Origin of the sequence: Rhizobium sp. N122 (genome assembly GCF_002211295.1) — a bacterium.
Taxonomy (GTDB): Bacteria; Pseudomonadota; Alphaproteobacteria; order Rhizobiales; family Rhizobiaceae; genus Rhizobium.
On record NZ_LOKU01000012.1, the window covers coordinates 246,301 to 264,768 of the forward strand.

The 18,468-nt window shown below is 62.5% G+C and carries 18 protein-coding genes and 1 pseudogene; 5 read left to right on the forward strand and 14 right to left on the reverse strand.

The window, feature by feature from the left end:
* The first annotated feature begins 90 nt into the window (after positions 1–90).
* The 3 genes from ATY75_RS11510 (at position 91) to ATY75_RS11520 (ending at position 3,142) form a co-directional block, all read left to right on the forward strand.
* On the forward strand, positions 91–891 hold the full coding sequence (locus ATY75_RS11510; protein WP_088937632.1) for an inositol monophosphatase family protein: 801 nt from the start codon (positions 91–93) through the stop codon (positions 889–891).
* 112 nt (positions 892–1,003) lie between these two features.
* A complete protein-coding gene (locus tag ATY75_RS11515; RefSeq protein WP_064840644.1) occupies positions 1,004–2,107 on the forward strand; it encodes a MotA/TolQ/ExbB proton channel family protein in 1,104 nt (367 codons plus the stop codon).
* Between the two features lie 3 nt (positions 2,108–2,110).
* A complete protein-coding gene (locus ATY75_RS11520; protein WP_064840643.1) occupies positions 2,111–3,142 on the forward strand; it encodes a peptidoglycan -binding protein in 1,032 nt (343 codons plus the stop codon).
* Here ATY75_RS11520 and ATY75_RS11525 read toward each other — a convergent pair.
* The 5 genes and pseudogenes from ATY75_RS11525 to ATY75_RS11545 form a co-directional block, all read right to left on the reverse strand.
* A pseudogene (locus ATY75_RS11525) lies at positions 3,143–4,392 on the reverse strand (DUF6596 domain-containing protein).
* A 7-nt stretch (positions 4,393–4,399) separates the two neighbouring features.
* On the reverse strand, positions 4,400–4,738 hold the full coding sequence (locus tag ATY75_RS11530) for a YciI family protein (protein ID WP_088937633.1): 339 nt from the start codon (positions 4,736–4,738) through the stop codon (positions 4,400–4,402).
* Positions 4,739–5,004: 266 nt separating this feature from the next.
* Positions 5,005–5,193, reverse strand: coding sequence for a YegP family protein (locus ATY75_RS11535; RefSeq protein WP_012485137.1), 189 nt, complete (start codon positions 5,191–5,193; stop codon positions 5,005–5,007).
* A gap of 266 nt (positions 5,194–5,459) precedes the next feature.
* On the reverse strand, positions 5,460–6,452 hold the full coding sequence (locus ATY75_RS11540; RefSeq protein ID WP_088937634.1) for a tripartite tricarboxylate transporter substrate binding protein: 993 nt from the start codon (positions 6,450–6,452) through the stop codon (positions 5,460–5,462).
* Between the two features lie 142 nt (positions 6,453–6,594).
* Positions 6,595–8,397: an ABC transporter transmembrane domain-containing protein gene (locus tag ATY75_RS11545; protein WP_088937635.1), complete on the reverse strand. Its 1,803-nt coding sequence runs from the start codon at positions 8,395–8,397 to the stop codon at positions 6,595–6,597.
* A 193-nt stretch (positions 8,398–8,590) separates the two neighbouring features.
* Here ATY75_RS11545 and rpmE point away from each other — a divergent pair, with 193 nt between their 5' ends.
* Positions 8,591–8,812 (forward strand): 50S ribosomal protein L31, encoded by a 222-nt coding sequence (gene rpmE, locus ATY75_RS11550; RefSeq protein ID WP_008533100.1) that lies wholly within the window; start codon positions 8,591–8,593, stop codon positions 8,810–8,812.
* 137 nt (positions 8,813–8,949) lie between these two features.
* Here rpmE and ATY75_RS11555 read toward each other — a convergent pair whose 3' ends face one another.
* From ATY75_RS11555 to ATY75_RS11565, 3 genes are all read right to left on the reverse strand, one after another.
* Positions 8,950–9,465, reverse strand: coding sequence for a DUF1465 family protein (locus ATY75_RS11555; protein ID WP_003542804.1), 516 nt, complete (start codon positions 9,463–9,465; stop codon positions 8,950–8,952).
* Between the two features lie 389 nt (positions 9,466–9,854).
* On the reverse strand, positions 9,855–10,046 hold the full coding sequence (locus ATY75_RS11560) for a DUF1192 domain-containing protein (RefSeq protein ID WP_003542803.1): 192 nt from the start codon (positions 10,044–10,046) through the stop codon (positions 9,855–9,857).
* A gap of 73 nt (positions 10,047–10,119) precedes the next feature.
* Complete coding sequence (locus ATY75_RS11565; RefSeq protein WP_088937636.1) at positions 10,120–11,436, reverse strand: MFS transporter; 1,317 nt, start codon at positions 11,434–11,436, stop codon at positions 10,120–10,122.
* A gap of 171 nt (positions 11,437–11,607) precedes the next feature.
* Between ATY75_RS11565 and ATY75_RS34575 the strand changes: the two genes are divergently transcribed.
* Positions 11,608–11,772, forward strand: coding sequence for a hypothetical protein (locus ATY75_RS34575; RefSeq protein WP_088937637.1), 165 nt, complete (start codon positions 11,608–11,610; stop codon positions 11,770–11,772).
* Positions 11,773–11,787: 15 nt separating this feature from the next.
* Here the strand turns inward: ATY75_RS34575 and ATY75_RS11575 are convergent, their stop codons facing one another.
* The 6 genes from ATY75_RS11575 to ATY75_RS11600 form a co-directional block, all read right to left on the reverse strand.
* Entirely contained in the window at positions 11,788–12,711 is a 924-nt protein-coding gene (locus tag ATY75_RS11575; RefSeq protein ID WP_088937638.1) for a PhzF family phenazine biosynthesis protein, read from the reverse strand.
* A gap of 144 nt (positions 12,712–12,855) precedes the next feature.
* On the reverse strand, positions 12,856–13,878 hold the full coding sequence (locus ATY75_RS11580) for a class I fructose-bisphosphate aldolase (RefSeq protein ID WP_088937639.1): 1,023 nt from the start codon (positions 13,876–13,878) through the stop codon (positions 12,856–12,858).
* 310 nt (positions 13,879–14,188) lie between these two features.
* Positions 14,189–15,391: a phosphoglycerate kinase gene (locus tag ATY75_RS11585; RefSeq protein WP_088937640.1), complete on the reverse strand. Its 1,203-nt coding sequence runs from the start codon at positions 15,389–15,391 to the stop codon at positions 14,189–14,191.
* Positions 15,392–15,459: 68 nt separating this feature from the next.
* Entirely contained in the window at positions 15,460–17,334 is a 1,875-nt protein-coding gene (locus ATY75_RS11590; RefSeq protein WP_088937641.1) for a potassium/proton antiporter, read from the reverse strand.
* A gap of 294 nt (positions 17,335–17,628) precedes the next feature.
* The gene (locus ATY75_RS11595; RefSeq protein WP_088937642.1) at positions 17,629–17,808 is read right to left on the reverse strand and encodes a hypothetical protein; all 180 of its coding nucleotides are present in this window, start codon (positions 17,806–17,808) and stop codon (positions 17,629–17,631) included.
* A 161-nt stretch (positions 17,809–17,969) separates the two neighbouring features.
* A complete protein-coding gene (locus tag ATY75_RS11600) occupies positions 17,970–18,284 on the reverse strand; it encodes a hypothetical protein (protein WP_064840633.1) in 315 nt (104 codons plus the stop codon).
* Between the last annotated feature and the right edge of the window lie 184 nt (positions 18,285–18,468).

The window sequence follows — 18,468 nt, forward strand, 5'->3', positions numbered from 1 at the left end:
ATCTTTGCAGCGCTGCCTGTCATGCAAGTTCAGGGACACTTCCCGCCCCTGGCAGCGCGCACCCCGTATCAGTCCCAAGGAAATGCGCCGATGGCCCGTTCAGCTCTTCTCAATGTCATGGTTCAGGCTGCCCTCAAGGCAGGAAAATCGCTGGGACGTGATTTCGGCGAAGTGCAGAACCTGCAGGTTTCCGTCAAGGGACCGGGCGACTTTGTTTCCACCGCCGACCGCAAGGCCGAAAAGATCGTCAGGGAAGAGCTGCTCAAGGCGCGCCCGACCTATGGCTTCCTCGGCGAGGAAAGCGAGGAGATCAAGGGCACGGACGGCGCGCATCGCTGGATCGTCGACCCGCTCGACGGCACGACGAACTTTCTGCACGGCATCCCGGCCTTCGCCGTCTCGATCGCGCTTGAACGCAATGGCGAGATCGTTGCCGCGGTGATTTTCAATCCGGCCACTGACGAACTCTATACCGCCGAGCGCGGCGGCGGCGCCTTCCTCAACGACCGGCGCCTGCGCGTCGCCGCGCGCCGTGCGCTCTCGGATTGCGTCATCGGCTGCGGCGTGCCGGCGCTCGGCAAACGCAATCACGGCAAGTTCCTGGTCGAGCTTCGCCACGTGATGGGCGAAGTGGCGGGTATCCGCCGCTTGGGATCGCCGACGCTCGATCTTGCCTATGTCGCCGCCGGGCGTTTCGATGGTTTCTGGGAAGCCGAGCTTGCGCCATGGGACATGGCAGCCGGCATCCTGCTCATCCGCGAAGCCGGCGGCTTCGCCACCGATTGGGACGGTGGGGCGGCGATTCTGGAGAGCGGCGCGATCGTTGCCGGCAACGAAGCCATCCACAAGGCGTTGATCGAAGTCGTCAAGCGGCCGATTCCCGCCAAGTAGGCGCAGGAAAATCCGGCTGTTGTAAAGTCACGGTTTTCGCCCCGGCATACTTCAATTCGGCACAATGTTGCTCTAGTCTCCGCCAGCAATGACTCCGGAGGCAGCGGACCCTATGGAAAATGTGAATGTGGCGGAGATCGGCTCCACCGAAAAGACGGCCGGCGGTTATGCCTACAGGCTTTCGAGCCCCATGCCCTTCCTCTGGACCATGCTGCTTTTCCTGGTCATCGTCGGTTTTATCGCCGCCATCCTCTTCCGGCAGACGCAGACCGCCTTCATGCACAATCCGGGCCTTAACGGCCTGATCGTCGGTGTTCTCGCAGTCGGAATCATTCTAGTTTTCAACCATGTGCTGGCGCTTCGCCCCGAAGTGCGCTGGTTCAATTCGTTCCGCGCCGCCGGCAGCGCCGACAAGGTCAACCGCAATCCGCGGCTGCTCGCGCCGATGCGGGCGCTGATCGGCAGCCGCAAGTCCTCGGTGGCGCTGTCGACGACGGCGCTGCGCTCGATTCTCGATTCGATCGCCACCCGCCTCGACGAATCGCGCGATGTCTCGCGCTACCTGATCGGGCTCCTGGTTTTCCTCGGCCTGCTCGGTACCTTCTGGGGCCTCATCGGCACGATCGGTTCGATCAGCGTCGTCATCCAGTCGCTCGATGCCGGCTCGAACGGCACGGGCGACGTGCTCTCGGCGCTGAAGGAAGGGCTATCCACGCCGCTTTCCGGCATGGGCCAGGCCTTCTCATCCTCGCTGCTCGGTCTTTCCGGTTCGCTCATTCTCGGCTTCCTCGACCTTCAGGCCGGCCGCGCGCAGAACCGTTTTTACATGGAGCTGGAAAACTGGCTCTCCTCGGTCACCGATGTCGGTTCCGACCTGGCGCCGGCCCTCGACGCTGTTTCCGGCGCTTCCTCGGACGACATGCGCGCGCTCTCCGATTATCTGCGCAAGGTCTCGGAAGAGGGGGGCGCCGGCACCCAGCGTTCCGTCGCCGCCATGGCGAGTCTTGCCGAAGGCATTCAGGGCCTGGTCAAGAATATGCGCAACGAACAGCAGATGCTGCGCGACTGGATCGAGGCGCAGCAGGATGAGGCCAAGGCGATGCGCCGCACGCTCGACCGGCTGGCCGAACGCATCGGCGTTCAGGAGCGCACAGGCGACCGGAGCGAGCGCATGCGCGACCGCGCCAGCCAGGCAGAAAAGAGCGAGGGCAAATAAGCCATGGCTCTTGCCCGCAACCGGCGCCGCGAACGCAGCGTGGATTATTGGCCGGGCTTCGTCGATGCGCTGTCGACGCTGCTCATCTCGATCATGTTCGTGCTGACGGTCTTTGTCGTCGGGCAGTTCATCCTCAGCCGCGAGATCACCGGACGCGATGAGGTGCTCAGTCGCCTCAACAGCCAGATCAACGAGTTGACGCAGCTTCTTGCGCTCGAAAAGGGCAGCAATCAGGATCTCCAGGATTCCGTCGCCAATCTGCAAGCCTCGCTTGCCAGTGCCGAGGGCGATCGTTCGCGGCTACAGGCGCTGCTGAATGCCGGGTCGGGCGGCCAGGACGCGGCGCAGAAGCGGATCGGCGCGATGACGCAGGAGCTCGACGAGCAGAAGCAGGTCAGCGAGCGGGCGTTGAGCCAAGTCGAGTTGCTGAACCAGCAGATAGCAGCGCTTCGCAGCCAGATCGCCGCCGTCGAAGCAGCTCTTCAGGCTTCGGAGGAGAAAGATCGGGTCTCACAGACCAAGATCGCCGATCTCGGCAGCCGCCTCAACGTTGCGCTCGCCGCGCGCGTGCAGGAGCTGAACCGCTACCGATCCGACTTCTTCGGCCGTCTGCGCGAGATCCTTTCGGACCGCGAGAATATCCGCATCGTCGGCGACCGGTTCGTCTTCCAATCGGAAGTGCTGTTTCCCTCGGGCGGCGCCGATCTCAACCCGGAGGGACAGACCGAGATGGGCAAACTCGCCGCCGCCCTTCTTGATCTCGCCAAGGAAATTCCGCCGGAGATCAACTGGGTGCTGCGTGTCGATGGCCATACCGACAATGTGCCGCTTGCCGGGACGGGCCGCTATCGCGACAATTGGGAGCTCTCGTCGGCGCGCGCGATTTCGGTTGTCAAGTTCCTGATCGCCCAGGGCGTGCCGGCCGACCGGCTGGTTGCCGCCGGCTTCGGCGAGTTCCAGCCGATTGCGCCCGGTGAAACGCCGGATGCGCGCGCCACCAACCGCCGCATAGAGCTGAAGCTGACCGAGAAGTGATCAGTCTGACGTAGCTTGCCGCGTCTCCTTCAGCCTGTCGGTGAGAAAATCGCGCAAGGCGGGGCTGTCGGTGAGGCCGGTCGCCGTCACGTGGCTTCGATTGCTGCGGCATTGTCGCCGGCTCGTGCCAGAAGAAAGGCGCGCACGGCCCAATAGGGCTGATAGACCGCAACCTCGCCTGGATCGAGCCTGTCGAGTTGTTCCAGGCCGGCGGCAGCGCTCAAGGACCTGCCGAGCACCGCAGCCCGGGCGACGCGTGCCCCGAGCGTGGGTTTCATCGTCACTAGCCCCGCGTAGAGTGTCGTCAGCGCCTGCCAGTCGGTGGCCCCCGAAAGCCGGCGCGCCGCATGCACGGATTGAATTGCTGCCTGACACTGAAAAGGGCCGAAACGGTCGAAACCTCCGGCCTTGCGCAGCAGCGCATCGGCCTCGGCGATCATCATCGCGTTCCAGATCGCCGTATCCTGCTCATCCAGCGGCACATATCGACCCTCGCCGCTGCGTCGAGCATTATGGCGGGCTTCGCAGTGAAGCATCAGCGAGAGGAGGCCCATCGCCTCCGGCTCGTCCGGCAGCACCGTCAGAAGCGCCCGGCCGAGCCAGATCGCTTCGCCGGCAAGCGAATGACGCTCCTCCTCGCCGTCGAGCCCCTCCCATCCGAGGCCGTAGGCGGCGTAGATCGCCGAAAGCACGGCGGCGAGCCGTCCCGACAGAGCGGGGCGAGGCGGGATGGCGAAAGGAATGCCGGCATCGCGGATCTTCACCTTGGCCCGTACCAGCCGCTGGCTCATCGCCTGCGGCGAAACGACGAAGGCCCGCGCGATGGTTTTCGCCTTGATGCCGAGAACGGTCTGCAGCATCAGCGGCGTATGCACGGAGCTGTCGATGGCGGGATGGGTGCAGGCAAACAGCAGCTTCAGCCGCTCATCGGGAAAGACGGCGTTGCCGGCCGCGTTCATGCGTTCCTCGGCTTCCTCGAAGGCGACCGTGATCGTCGTCTGCGCATTGGTTTCGACTGTGCGGTGGCGGGCGGCCTGCATGAGGTTGCGGCGTGCGGCCACCAGCAGCCAGGCTTCCGGGTTGCCGGGAACGCCGCGCTCCGGCCAGACGCGAAGGGCCGAAGCCAGCGCTTCCGACAACGCGTCTTCCGCCGCCGGCACGTCGCGCGAGCGGGCGGCGAGGAAGGCGATCAGCTTGCCGTAGGACTGACGCGCCACCTTTTCGGCGACGCGTCCGGCATCGGGCGGCATTGCTGCCTCACATCTGCAGGCGCGGGCGGACCTCGACCGAGCCCTTGTCGGAGATCGGCACGCGGGTTGCCCATTCCAGCGCCGTGTCGATGTCGGGAACGTCAATCAGATAGAAGCCGCCCAGCTGTTCCTTGCCTTCCGGATAGGGGCCGTCCTGAACGTCGTGCTCCTCGCCTCTGCGGCGTACGACCGTGCCGGTCTCCGGTGCCGTCAGCCCGGCGCCACCGGTCATGATCCCCGCCTGGGCAAGCGCCTTGCTGTAGGCGACCCAGCCGTCGCGATAGGCGGGATCGCTGCGGTTGGCGAAATCCTCGGCGGCTTCACGAATGATGAGAGCATATTGCATGGAAAACTCCTGATCTCGTTGTGGCGTTGATCCGGGCATCCGCGATATCGGGAATATCCCGAAAGCCATGACGCCGGCGGAGCGGTTCAGCCGTTCCGAGACAATGAGGCGCGGCCAGCGACCATTTCGACATGGTTTTCAAGAAATCTGCAAAAAAGAGAAATGGCGCAGAGATGACAAGCAAACAGGCCCGGCTTGAGATGCCGGCGCTGCTTATCGGCGCGCGGAGAGGCAGGGCGGCGTTTGCGCCGCCGCTGCCATTCTGCTCAGGCTTCGGCTTTCGTCTGGTCGACGACGTCGGCGCCCGGCGTGTTCTTCTTGATCGATTCGATGGCACTCATGGCGGACGCCTTCGCCTTGTAGCCTTCGGAAAGGAACATGGTTTCGCCGTTCGATGCCTTGAAGCGGAAGCGGAACTCGCCTGCCTTATCCTTATAAACTTCGAATTTATACATGGATGTCTCCCGAAACGCTGAATTGCAACCATCAGCGTCAGGGAGGCTAGATCAAAATGGCGAGCTTTTCCACTACCTTAATTAGAATTGGCTGCTTAAAGCATGATGCCGAAAAGCGTGCGCGGTTTTCTCAAGACATCATGCCCTGGCTTTTTAATTTAGAACAGGATTCAGATTTCAGGCCAACAGGACCTAAATCATCCTGTTCCAGTGTCCAACTGTCACTGTTTCCATCGGAGCAAACTAAGGCGCCCGCGCCGCCGGCATCACTCCATCTGGATGTTCGCGCCCTTGACCACCGGACCCCATTTGGCGAGCTCGGCCTTCACATGGGCGGCGAGTTCATCCGGCGTCGAGCCGACGATGGTGGCGCTGAATTCCTTCATCCGTTCGGCAACGGCGGGGTCTTTCAGCGCCTTGTTGGCCGAGGCGTTGAGACGCATGACGACCTCGTTCGGTGTCTTGGCCGGAGCGAAAAGCGCATTCCAGGTATAGGTCTCGTAACCCGGTATGCCTGACTCGGCGACCGTCGGCACGTCGGGGAAGGAGGGGGCGCGCGCGGCCGTGGTCACCGCCAACGCCCGCAAAGTGCCGGCCTTGATGTGGCTCGATGACGAGGGCAAGTTGTCGAACATGATCGGCACCTGATTGCCGATGACGTCGTTCAAGGCCGGGCCGGCACCCTTATAGGGAATATGCTGCATGCTGACACCGGCCATGGATTTGAACAGTTCGCCGGACAGGTGCAGCGGCGTGCCGTTGCCCGACGAGGCATAGCTGTATTTGTCGGGCTCGGCCTTCAGCAGCGCGATCAGCTCCTGCACGGTCTTTGCCGGCAGTTCCGGATTGACGACCAGGACGTTCGGCACAACGACGAGCAGCGAGACCGGCGCGAAATCCTTCTCGGGATCATAGGGGGTCGATTTGAGGATCAGCGGATTGAGTGCGTGGGTGGCGACCGTGCCCATCAGAATGGTGTAGCCGTCAGGTTCGGCGCGGGCGACGTTACCGGCGCCGAGATTGCCGCCGGCGCCGGCGACGTTCTGGACAATCACCTGCTGGCCGAGATCCTCCGACATCTTCTGGGCGACGATGCGGGCAACGACATCGGTCGAGCCGCCGGCCGCGAAGGGCACGACCATGGTGATCGCATGATCGGGAAAATCCGCAGCAGCGGCAGATGTGCCTGATGCAAAGGCCGCAAGCACACCGAAACCGAGCGCAAGGCCCGCACGTCGCGTCATATCGAAAGGCGCCATTCCTATCTCCTCCCAAGCATTTCAACAGCGATATCCCCACCCCGGGGCATGAAGAGGGTAGGGCAGGAGACGCGAATGGCAACCGCGCGGAGTCGCGTGACGGGTGAGACTTTAGTCGTTATCGGGGAGAGTGGATGGCCGCCTATTTCGCGCCGGCGAGCACATCTTCGTGGGCGGCGTCGAATTGCAGTCGCGCCAGCCTCGCATAGATGCCGCCGTGGCGGATCAGGCTCTGATGCGTACCCTCCTCGACGACGCGGCCCTGATCCATGACCAGGATGCGGTCGGCCTTCAACACCGTTGCCAGGCGATGGGCAATGACAAGCGTTGTGCGGCCGTCGACGAGGCCGTCGAGCGCCTTTTGCACCAGCGTCTCGCTTTCGGCGTCAAGCGCGGAGGTCGCCTCGTCGAGCAGAAGCACAGGCGCGTTCTTCAGGATGGCACGCGCGATGGCGATGCGCTGGCGCTGGCCGCCGGAAAGGGTGATGCCGCGTTCGCCGACCTCGGTCTCATATCCCTGATCCAGCCGCGTGATGAATTCATCGGCCTGGGCGGCAAGGGCTGCGGCGCGGATCTCCTCACGTGAGGCTCCGGGACGGCCGAAAGCGATGTTGTCATGGATCGAGGCGGCAAAGATGGTGACATCCTGCGGCACGATGGCGATGCGCCGGCGCAATTCGTCGGGCGTCGTCAGTTGCGCGTCGACACCATCGATCGTCACGCTGCCCTGCTGCGGATCGTAAAAGCGCAGCAGCAGCGAGAAGACGGTGCTTTTGCCAGCGCCGGAAGGGCCGACGATGGCAACGGTCTCGCCGGGCGCAATAGTGAAGCTCAGGCCATGCAGCGCCGATTTGCCGGGCCGCGAGGGATAGGCAAAATGCACGCCGGAAAATTCGACGCGGCCATGGCTGGGCGAAGGAAGAGCCTGCGGATTGGCGGGGGCTGTGATCGGCGAGACTTCGTCGAGAAGCTCGGTCAGCCGGTCGGCGGCACCGGCTGCCTGCGAGAGTTCGCCCCAGACCTCCGACAGTGCGCCCAGCGAACCGGCGGAGATGACCGCATAGAGCAGGAACTGGCCGAGCGTGCCGGCCGAAAGCGTGCCGGCAAGCACGCTGTGGGCACCGACCCAGAGCACGGCGACGACACTGCCGAAGATCAGCGTGATGGCGATCCCGGTCAGCAGCGCGCGCGAGCGGATGGCGGCGCGGGCCGCCTCATAGGCGGATTCGACGGCGGTGCCATAGCGCGTCGCTGCGGCATCCTCGCCGTTGAAGGCCTGGACGGTGCGGGTCGCGGCAATCGTCTCGTTGGCGAAGGCGGAGGCATCGGCGAGCGTATCCTGGGCGGCGCGGGAGCGTTTGCGCACCGAGCGGCCGAAGGCGACGAGCGGAAAGACGATCAGCGGGATCGCCCCGATGACGAGGCTCGAAAGCTTCGGCGAGGTGACGATCATCATGCCCATGGCGCCGATACAGAGGATGAGGTTTCTGAGCGCCACCGAGGCCGTGGCGCCGACGGCGGATTTGATCTGCGTGGTATCGGCGGTCAGCCGCGAGACGATTTCGCCGGACTGGTTGACGTCGAAGAAGGAGGGCGACAGCCGCGTCACATGAGCAAAGACATCACGGCGGAGATCGGCGACAATGCGCTCGCCAATGGTGATGACGAAATAATAGCGCAGCGCGCTTGCGACCGCGAGCACGACGGCCATGATCATCAGCATGGCGAAGTAGCTGTTGATGAAGCGGCCGTCGGACTGGGTGAAGCCGTGGTCGATCATGCGACGCACGGCGAGCGGCAGCGCCAGCGAGGTGATGGCGGCAAGCGCCAGCGACGTCAGCGCACCGGCCACCAGGCCGCGATACCGCATGACGTAGGGCGTTAGCCTGCCGAGCGGCCGCAGCGACCGCCTTTTGTTTTCCTCAGCCCGTGCCTGCTCTGCCAAATCGTCTCCGATCACCCGCAGGACCCGCGCAATGCGGCCTGTTGGCTCTTGTTATCTAAGCGTCCTTCATGTATAGGCACGCCATCCTAATGGGAAGCCGTAGCCATCACGACTGCGGCTTCATTTATTCAATCGGTTCGGTGGCCGCAACTGCATGCGGCAAATTGAACTCCGGTATCGCAGGAAGATTGTTATGAAGGCAGGCATCCATCCCGACTATCACGTGATCAAGGTGGTCATGACCGATGGCACCGAATACGAAACCCGCTCGACCTGGGGTTCGGAAGGCGCTGTCATGAACCTCGAAATCGATTCCAAGTCGCACCCGGCCTGGACCGGCGGCAACCAGCAGCTCATGGACCGCGGCGGCCGCGTTTCCAAGTTCAACAAGCGTTTCGGCGGCCTCGGCCTCTAATTGCTTCTGCCCGACGGAATTCGAAAAGAGCCCGGTTCTGCCGGGCTTTTTTGCGTGGTCGGGAAGGGCGTTTTCAGGCAAAGAAAAACCGGCCGCGTCGGACGCGGCCGGTTTGTATGGAATTCCCGCAGATCTGGTCAGTTGTTGCCGAAGGCGGTCTGCAGCAGCGAAAGCTGGGCCTGGACGCTGTTCTGATTATCGTGAACGATCACGGCTTCGGACGGGCGGTAGATCTCGCGGTCGAGCAGGGCAATGCGGTTCTGCAGACGCAGCGAGCGCTCGACGAGGTCGCGGAAGGATTCCGGCAGGTCGCCCCAGCCGGGCGCGGCACGGTCGACATTGAAGCCGTCGAGGCGAACCTTGTTCTTTTCGGCCAGCACCTGGTCACGGGACATTTCGCCGTTGTTGACGGCGCGCTGCAGCAGCAGCCAGGAGGCCATCTGCATGAGGCGGGTGGTGAGACGCATCGATTCCGCGGCGTAGAGAACCGAGGCCATCCGCGGCAGAACCTTGGAAGCGGCCCGGCCCTGGCCGTCGAGATAGGCGGCGGTCTCTTCGACCAGCGACATGCCTTCCGCATAAAGTGCCTTGAACTGCGAGGATGCAGCGGCGCGGCCTGCAAAACTGATCGTGTTCAATCCAACTTCCGACATCGCAATAGTCCCTGTTGCACGCAGCTACATATGGTCAGGTAACGCCGGCACCGACGGAAAAGTTTCCGAGCCCGGTTTTTGTGTCTTTAAGATGGTATCATTAGCCCAATTGCGCAAGCCGTTTCTTAAGAAAGGGTTAATCTCCACAGTTTCGTGGAAATGCGCCGAGCACAAGGAAAAAGAAGAGCCGCAAAAGCGGCTCTCAAGGTAAAACAGGGAGAAAAATCAGACCAATTCACCGCTTGGAAAACTGTCTGAGATCCAGAGAAAATCCGGATGAGTACAGTAATACCTTATAAAGCTTAATATTTTATTAACATTGTGCCGAAGAAAGACTTGGAGTGGGCTCGTTTATACGCCTATATCCTTGTTTTCGGGGGGTTATCGGATCACGAGCGGAAGAAGCTTTCGGCCGCCTGTCGCCCGGAGGCCTTGCGAGCGGCCTCGGCTTCGAGCCGGGCGATCTCCGTCTTCAGCAATTCCACCCGGGCCTTCAGCTCGTCCACCGAAAGCATGGAGAGATCGGCGCCGATCTCGTGGGCGACTTTTTTCTGCGGCCGGTCGTCATCAATGAAGCTCATGGGTTCGTCCTCCGTTGCTGCCTCGAAAATAAGACCCAAAGCGCGGAGCGAACCCGAAAGATCGCGACGCGCTTTAGCCGAACTTTACAGCAGGATCGCTGCTTTCGGGAGACTTCCCCGCTTCAGAAGGTTTGCCGGTTTCGGGCGGCTTGCCGCTGCCGCGATCGGCGAGCGACATGCTTTGCGGTGTCAGCATCGGCGAGGTGCCGGTCGGGATCGTCGTGTAGGCGTCGCGATCGCTGGCAGGGACGGCGGCGCGGATGCGGCTCCGGATGATGGCGTAAACGGTGATGAGCACGTGGGCGATGGCGGTGACGAGGAAAAGGGCATGCGGGGTGATCACCGACATGACGGGGCCGCCGATCGTCGGGCCGATCACCGTGCCGATGCCGTAGAGCAGCAGCAGACCGCCGGAGACCTTGACGAAATCCTCCGATGCCGCGAAGTCGTTCGCATGGGCGACGGCGATCGGATAGAGCGTATTGGCCACCGCGCCGTAAAGGACCACGAGCCCGATCAGCAGGGCGGGCGACGTCGGATGGATTAAGAAGATCAGCAAGCCGGCAAGGGCGGCGACCCCGGACATGGCGGCGAGCACATAGCGCCGGTCGATACGATCGGAAAGCCGGCCGGCCGGCAGTTGCATCACTGCGCCGGCGAAGATGGTGGCGCTCATCATGACGGCGATGCTGGTGTCGGAGAGGCCGGCGCCCGCGCCGAAGACGGCGCCGAGCGTGCCGTAGGCGCCGTTGGCGATGCCGACGAGCAGGATGCCGAGGCAGGAGACCGGCGAATTGCGATAGAGCGCCGGCAGATCGAGGCGCACCGCTTTCAGCGGCTGCGGCGAAGCGGCCGTCGAAAGCGTCGTCGGCAGCATGGCAATGCAATAGAAAATGCCGCAGATCATGAACAGCACCGGCGTGCGCACATCTTCGAGCGGGATCATCATCTGGCCGCCGACGACCCCGAGCAGCGTGATGCCGATATAGAGCGAGAAGATCGCGCCGCGGCTCTCGTTGCTGGCGCGCTCGTTCAACCAGCTTTCGATGATCATCGAGGTGCCGGCGGTGGAGAAGCCGGTGACGGCGCGCAGCACCACCCACCAGATTGGATGGATGATAATGCCGCTCACCAGCGCGATAATGGCGATTATCGAGATGAAGCCGGAGAAAGCTCTGACATGGCCGACGCGGCGCACCAGTTTCGGCGCCACCAGGCAGCCGATGACGAAGCCCCCGGCCCAGGAGGTGCCGAGCAGGCCGAGTGTCGTGGTGGCGTAACCTTCGAGATTGCCGCGCACCGGAAGCAGGATGCCCTGCAGGCCATTGCCCATGAAAAGGAAGAGCGTGCCAAAGAGCAACGCGGCGACGGACAGCAGATTTCTCTTCATTTCCCCAGACTCGGTCTCAGCGATTGTACACGGACATAAGGCAAGACCTGCGTCTGCCCAGCCTCAAGATGATTGATTGTGCCCCGGAATCTCTTTACGGCGTGTCGGATCCTGTGTTCGCGCGGAAAAATGTCCGTCCTGTGACATTCCGAAAAATGGAAAAAATAAAGCATGACAAAGCTGATAGCCTTGCTGCTCATCCTTGCCATGGCGATACAGCTGGTCAAGCCGCTCGGGTTTCCAGGCCTCCGGCGGCGCATGGATTTCTGGAAGATCGCGCTGATCGCTTTTGGGGTCTGGGCACTGGATCTGCTCTTGCGCGACTTCCTGATGTAAGCCGATATGCTGTCGTCAGTCCTGCAGAACAATTTCTCCGCGCATGACGAAAACGCAGGTTCCGGAGATGACGACATCGGTGACGATGCCTTTGGATTTCACGACATCGAGGGTGATGACGCTGCGGCGACCCATTTCGACGCCCTGTTCAATGGTGACGCGGACGGTCATATCGGCGTCGGGTGCGAGCGAGACGAGATAGGCGCCGAGGGCGGCTGAAGCGCTGCCGGTTGCCGGGTCCTCGGGCACGTTGTCGAGCGGTGCGAACATGCGGGCGCGAATAGACCACGGATTCTCAGCTGTTCTGGCATAGACGAAGAGCGAGAAGTCGTGGCCGCTCGTCGTCTGGCGGCCGGCAGCCGCCTGGAAACCGGCAAGATTCGGGCGGGCCGCGACCAGCGCGTCAAGCCCGCTCATTTCGGCAACGGCGAAGTTCAGGCCGACCGAGGCAAAGACCGGTGCGTGGGTGGTTGTGACGATGGCGCCGGGCTCGAGCGAGATGCAGCGGGCGATGATTTCCTCGGAGATGGTATCGCCGACCATCAGCGGCTGCGGCGCACGGATGGCGGTGGCCGCGATCTTTCCGCCGCTGCGTTTCAGGTCGACTTCGACGATGCCGGCCTTTTCTTCGAAGCGCAATTTCTCGCCGACCGGCCTGCCGAAAATCTCTGCCTGCTGGCCGAGCACATAGGCGGTGCCGACATTCGGATGGCCGGCGAAGGGAATTTCCATCGTCGGGGTGAAGATGCGCACGCGGGCCGAATTCCGCGGATCTTCCGGCGGCAGAACGAAGGTGACTTCGGAATAGTTGAATTCGGTGGCGATCTCCTGCATCGCGGCATCGCTCAGGCCCCGTGCATCGGAGATGACGGCTAGCGGATTGCCCTCGAAACGGGTGGAGGTGAAGACATCGACGGTGATGTAGGAGAGGGTGTCCATGGCGGCTCCTGTTGTGGCGGGCCGCTATGAGTAAGCATGGTTGTTAAGGGAATGAAGCGGTTTCTTGTCGCTGTGACAATGCAAGAGGGGCCGCAACGATGTGCCGCCGCCCCCTCTTCGTCTCACTCGAGGCTGCTGAAAAAATCAGGCGGCCTTTTCCAGGTCTTTCTTCCAGCTGCCCTTGGCGGCGAGGCTGTTCATCTCGGCGCGGTGGGTGAATTCGCGCTGGCCGGCGGCGACGTTCTCAGGCTTGCCGTTCCAGGCCTTGAGGGCGCTGTCCTGCAGGGCGCGGCCATAGGAGAAAGTGACGAGCCAGGGCAGGTCAAAACCATTGATCGCGGAAAGATGCGCCGTCGCCTCTTCCGTGGTCTGGCCGCCGGAAAGGAAAGCGATGCCGGGAACCGCAGACGGAACCGTGCGCTTCAGCACCTGAACGGTGCGCTCGGCAACTTCCTCGACCGAGGCCTTGCGGGCGTTCTTGCCGTCGATGACCATGTTCGGTTTCAGGATCATGCCTTCGAGGCTGACGCGGGCCTCGGCCAGTTCCTCGAAAACGATGCGCAGGGTGGCTTCGGTGACTTCGGCGCAGCGGTCGATGTTGTGGTCGCCCGGCTTGCCGTCCATCAGGCATTCGGGCTCGACGATCGGCACGATCTTGGCTTCCTGGCAGAGAGCCGCATAGCGGGCGAGCGCCTGAGCGTTGGCGCGGACCGAGCCGCGCGTCGGCAGCGAGGACGAGATGGCGATGACGCCGCGCCATTTGGCAAAACGGGCGCCGGCTTCATAATATTTGGCAAGGCGTTCGCCGAGGCCGTCGAGACCCTCGGTGATGGTTTCGCCGGGAAATTTGACCATCGGCTTGGCACCGGTGTCGACCTTGATGCCGGGAATGGAACCGGCAGCGCGGATAAGGTCGACGAAAGGCGTGCCGTCGGCAGCCTTCTGGAACAGCGTCTCTTCGAACAGAATGACGCCGGAGATATATTTCTTCATCGCCTCGTCGGAGCGGAAGAGCATCTCGCGGTAATCGCGGCGGCTCGTTTCGGTCGATTCGAGATTGATCGTGTCGAAACGCTTCTTGATGGTGGAGGTCGATTCATCTGCCGCAAGCAGTCCCCGGCCGCCTGCAACCATCTGCACTGCAATGTCTTCCAGTCGTTCGCTCATTCTCGTTCTCTCCACAGCATTAAACATCGGCGGTTTAGAATATAGGACGGCGATAACAGAAGTTCATAGGGAGGAAAATGGAAGCCTAACTCACTGAAACGATTGAAATCAATTCAATCGGTTAAAAAAATGGGATTTTTTCCGGCCCGTGAGCAAAAGACCGCGGAAGGCTCCTCGCCGCCGCGGTCTATCCACATGTAAAACCTGTTAAATCGGGCTTGCGGCGCCCGCCGCCTCATTAGACGCGCGAAGGACGCTGCAGCATTCGAACGGACGCATCGGCCCAGATGTCGGGCCGATGCGCAGGCCGTTACCGGCCGGCGTTCAGAACGGCGACACCGGGAAGTTCCTTGCCTTCCATCCATTCCAGGAAAGCGCCGCCAGCGGTGGAGACATAGGTGAAATCGTCGGCAACGCCGGCATGGTTGAGCGCCGAGACGGTGTCGCCGCCGCCGGCAACGGAGGTGAGTTTGCCGGCTGCGGTGCGGCCAGCGGCATATTTCGCGGCAGCGACTGTCGCGGCATCGAAGGGCTCGATCTCAAAGGCGCCAAGCGGGCCGTTCCAGACGAGCGTGGAAGCGCGATCGATCCAGGCATTGATGGCCTGGACGGATTTCGGGCCGACGTCGAGCACCATGGCATCGGCGGGAATGGCCTCGATATCGACCGTCTCGTTGGCGGCACCCGCCTTGAATTCGCGGGCAATCACGCCGTCTTCCGGCAGGATGATGGCGCAGCCTGATGTCGCGGCCTCGATCATGATCTGCTTGGCGGTTTCGGCGAGATCATGCTCGCAGAGCGACTTGCCGACATTGGTGCCGCGGGCGGCGATGAAGGTATTGGCCATGCCGCCGCCGATGACCAGCGCATCGACCTTCTTTACGAGGTTCATCAGGAGGTCGATCTTGGTCGAGACCTTGGCGCCGCCGACAATCGCGACGACCGGGCGGGCGGGATCGCCGAGGCCCTTTTCCAGCGCCTCCAACTCGGCCTGCATGGTGCGGCCGGCATGGGCCGGCAGGTGGTGGGCGAGCCCTTCGGTCGAGGCATGGGCGCGGTGAGCGGCGGAGAAGGCGTCGTTGACATAGATGTCGCCGTTGGCGGCGAGCGCCTTGGTGAAGTCGGCGTCGTTCTTTTCCTCGCCCTTGTGGAAGCGGGTGTTTTCGAGAAGCAGGATATCGCCGTCATTCATCGCGGCGACGGCGGCGGCGGCGGCCTCGCCGATGCAGTCGGCGGCCGTCGATACGGCGTGATCGAGCACTTCCTCGACCGAAGGGGCGATCAGCGACAGCGACAGATCCGGCGAAGGGCCGTCCTTCGGCCGGCCGAAATGGGCCAGCAGGATCACCTTGGCGCCCTTCTCGGACAGTTCGAGGATCGTCGGCGCCACACGCTCGATGCGCGTCGTATCGGTGACCTTGCCGTCCTTGACCGGGACATTGAGATCGACGCGGACGAGAACGCGCTTGCCGCGGATATCAGTGAGATCGTCGAGGGTCTTGAAGGAAGGCATGGGAGATCCAGTCTTGGTTGGCGGAAATTGCGCCGACCATAGCAAGGATCATTCGAGACGCAAGGCGTTCAGCGACCGTTTTCGTGTGTGCCTTCGTCGCGTCCGGCCGCTGCTTTCGGAGCGGCTTCGGAGGCTGCGGCCTCTCGCCTCCGGCGTCCCTTCAGGCGGTCGCGGATGCGCTGGATGATGTCCTTGAGGTTGATGAAGATCGGCAGGGTGATCGCAGGTTCGACGGCTTCGAGCGACATGCCGACGGAGGTGACGTGGTCATGCTCATCGAGATCGCGGACGATCAGGATGATCGAACCGAGACGGACGCGGTCGGCATAATCGGCTTTGCCGCCGAGGCGCTGGCGCATCAGTTCGGCGATGGTCAGGCCCTTTTCGGATTCGTTGAGCAGGCCAGGGCCATATGCGGCGTCGAGATCGGCGGCAGGGCGGGCCGGCGAGAGCGCGAAGGCGCCGAAGAATTCGGCATCGTCCTCATCGACCGGCGCACGGCTGGCAAAGAGCCGGTCGAGCAGACGGGAGTAGCTCGGCACGATGAACAGATAGACGAGATCGTTCTCACGCAGCCGCCCGGCATATTGGTAGCGCATCGATTTGCCGTCGCGGATGACGAGCGAGGGGGTTGCCCAGCGCGGAATGCGCTCGCCGCGCAGCACCGGGCTATCCTTGATGACGCGGTAGGAGAGCAGTTCGTGGTTGGCCGCACCCGGCAGGTCGACCTCGACCTTGTCGACGGCGCCGATACGCGGCGGAATGATCAGGCCGAGCTTTTTGGCGACGGGTTTGATCGTCCAGCCCTGGACGAGAAGCGAGACCAGCACGATGATGAAGGCCGTGTTGAAATAAATCTGGCCGTTTTCCAGGCCGCCGAGGATCGGCATGATGGCGAGCAGGATGGAGACGGCGCCGCGCAGGCCGACCCAGGCAACGAAGCCGATCTCCTGCTGCGTGTAATCGAAGGGGAGCAGCGACAGCCAGATCGCCAACGGCCGGGCGATGAAGATCAGGAAGAGGGCAAGCAGAATGGCCGGCACGATGATCACCGGGAATTGCGACGGCGTGGCGAGCAGGCCGAGCACCAGGAACATGATGATCTGCGCCAGCCAGGTCATGCCGTCCTGGAAGCGTTTGATGGTGCCGATCGCCTGCATCTTGCGGTTTCCGGCGTAAATGCCGGCGACATAGACGGCGAGGAAGCCGCTGCCGCCGACCGCGCCGGTGAAGGAGAAAACGAGCAGGGCGAGCGCCAGCACGAAGATCGGCGTCAGGCCGCGGTCGGTGTCGAGCTTGCTGACGATCAGCACGATCATCATGCCGCCGAGCAGGCCGAGGATGACACCGAGCCCCATCTGCTGCACGAACATGGCGAGCATGCCTATATTGATGCCGGCGTAGCGCTCGCCGCTGGCCAGCACCTCGACGAGGGCAATGGTGAGAAAGATCGCCATCGGATCGTTGGTGCCGGATTCGACTTCGAGCGTCGAGCGCACCTTGTCGCGGATATTGATGCCGCCGATGCGCAGCAGGAAGAAGACGGCGGCGGCGTCCGTCGAGGCGACGATCGCGCCGAGCAGCAGGCCCTCCAGCCAGGTGAAGTTCAAGAGCCACATGGCGGCGAAGGCAAAGAGCGAGGCGGTTATCAGCACGCCGAGCGAGGCGAGCGCTAGCGACGGCACCGCCGCGAGCCGGAAGGCGTGCATCGGCGTGCCGAAGCCGGAATCAAACAGAATGACGGCGAGCGCAATGGAGCCGAGAATATAGGCGAGGTAATTGTTGCTGAACTCGATGCCGAGGCCGTCGACGCCGGCGGCAAGGCCGATCATCAGGAAAAGCAGCAGGAGGGGCGCGCCGAACCGGAAGGCGAGCAGGCTTGAAAAAGCGGCAAGAAGCACGAGCGCCGTCGAGACCAGCACCACGATATAGAACGCTTCCATGCCCACCCCTTTCCATGACTGCTTCGCGAATACGGCCAGGTCAGGCCGACCCGTCTTCATCCAACCCCTCCTCACGCGCGGCGGCCCATCAGTAAACGGCAAAACGCCAGAGAAGGGTAGGCCTTGCGGCTTAACCTCGTCGCGATGCTGCATCATGCTGCTGAACGGTTGCCGGACGGCCAACCGACACGGAATGCTACGGGAGAAATTCTCTATAAAGAATGTATAAGAAAATCAGGCGAGAGCAGGGCAAAAGAGACGGGCACGGATTTTTCCTGCCGGTCGGCCGCTCTGCTATCCCAACGTTGCCTGAGTGATGATGACGGCGAGAAATGCGAGGCCGATGAACGCGGCAACCCGGATGACCAGGCGATTAGCCTTTGCCAGCACGGCGGGTCTGACGTCCCGCTTGGGGTGAAACCGCTGCCGCCGCTTGAGAGTGGAGGGGGACAAGCGTTTTTGTGCCTCTGCCATTTGTCGCCTCCACTTGGATCATTTCAGCCATTGTGCAGCGCTGTGCATGTCCTTACTCTATCATGCCTGGCCAGCGGATGGCCAATCCGTGATTGATCCTTGCCTGCGAGTGGCAACGCCACACCGGAGCCGTCGCTTCGATGTGGCTATAAAAGCCGGTCTCAGTCTTCGCTGTCCTCGTCTTCGTCGGTCAGATCCGCGACCGGAACGAGGAAGACGACGAACTCGTCCTCGATGGTTCTTTCGGGGTCGTCGTCGAACTCATAGGCGTGCTCGACTTCGCTTGCCTCTTCGGCGGTCGCCTTGCGCAGGCTCAGCGTAGCCTTGCGGTCCCACAGGGGCTTGCCCTCGGACTCCAGGATGGTCAGATCGTCGCGAAAATCTTCCGCCTCGAAGAAATGCGTCGCGTCCTCATCATTTTCGGAGCGAAAGCTGGCAACGGCGCGGCCGGCGATTTCTACGGTAAAATAATCCATTCATCTCTCTCATGTTGGCGACAGCGCTGCCGCACGCACTGATGTCCGCGCCTGGTTGGTGGCCGATGCGGCGCGATGAAACTGGGCATTTTGGAACGCCCAGTTCAGTTATCCTATCAGATCTCGTCCCGGCAATGGACGAAAAGATACCGGTACGGGGAAGATCGGTTTCGTTCGCGGCATG

Coding starts and splice junctions, on each gene's coding strand:
- ATY75_RS11510 (WP_088937632.1), top strand. CDS start 91: ATGGCCCGTTCAGCTCTTCTCAATGTCATGGTTCAGGCTGCCCTCAAG.
- ATY75_RS11515 (WP_064840644.1), top strand. CDS start 1,004: ATGGAAAATGTGAATGTGGCGGAGATCGGCTCCACCGAAAAGACGGCC.
- ATY75_RS11520 (WP_064840643.1), top strand. CDS start 2,111: ATGGCTCTTGCCCGCAACCGGCGCCGCGAACGCAGCGTGGATTATTGG.
- ATY75_RS11530 (WP_088937633.1), bottom strand. CDS start 4,738: ATGCAATATGCTCTCATCATTCGTGAAGCCGCCGAGGATTTCGCCAAC.
- ATY75_RS11535 (WP_012485137.1), bottom strand. CDS start 5,193: ATGTATAAATTCGAAGTTTATAAGGATAAGGCAGGCGAGTTCCGCTTC.
- ATY75_RS11540 (WP_088937634.1), bottom strand. CDS start 6,452: ATGGCGCCTTTCGATATGACGCGACGTGCGGGCCTTGCGCTCGGTTTC.
- rpmE (WP_008533100.1), top strand. CDS start 8,591: ATGAAGGCAGGCATCCATCCCGACTATCACGTGATCAAGGTGGTCATG.
- ATY75_RS11555 (WP_003542804.1), bottom strand. CDS start 9,465: ATGTCGGAAGTTGGATTGAACACGATCAGTTTTGCAGGCCGCGCCGCT.
- ATY75_RS11560 (WP_003542803.1), bottom strand. CDS start 10,046: ATGAGCTTCATTGATGACGACCGGCCGCAGAAAAAAGTCGCCCACGAG.
- ATY75_RS11565 (WP_088937636.1), bottom strand. CDS start 11,436: ATGAAGAGAAATCTGCTGTCCGTCGCCGCGTTGCTCTTTGGCACGCTC.
- ATY75_RS34575 (WP_088937637.1), top strand. CDS start 11,608: ATGACAAAGCTGATAGCCTTGCTGCTCATCCTTGCCATGGCGATACAG.
- ATY75_RS11575 (WP_088937638.1), bottom strand. CDS start 12,711: ATGGACACCCTCTCCTACATCACCGTCGATGTCTTCACCTCCACCCGT.
- ATY75_RS11580 (WP_088937639.1), bottom strand. CDS start 13,878: ATGAGCGAACGACTGGAAGACATTGCAGTGCAGATGGTTGCAGGCGGC.
- ATY75_RS11585 (WP_088937640.1), bottom strand. CDS start 15,391: ATGCCTTCCTTCAAGACCCTCGACGATCTCACTGATATCCGCGGCAAG.
- ATY75_RS11590 (WP_088937641.1), bottom strand. CDS start 17,334: ATGGAAGCGTTCTATATCGTGGTGCTGGTCTCGACGGCGCTCGTGCTT.
- ATY75_RS11595 (WP_088937642.1), bottom strand. CDS start 17,808: ATGGCAGAGGCACAAAAACGCTTGTCCCCCTCCACTCTCAAGCGGCGG.
- ATY75_RS11600 (WP_064840633.1), bottom strand. CDS start 18,284: ATGGATTATTTTACCGTAGAAATCGCCGGCCGCGCCGTTGCCAGCTTT.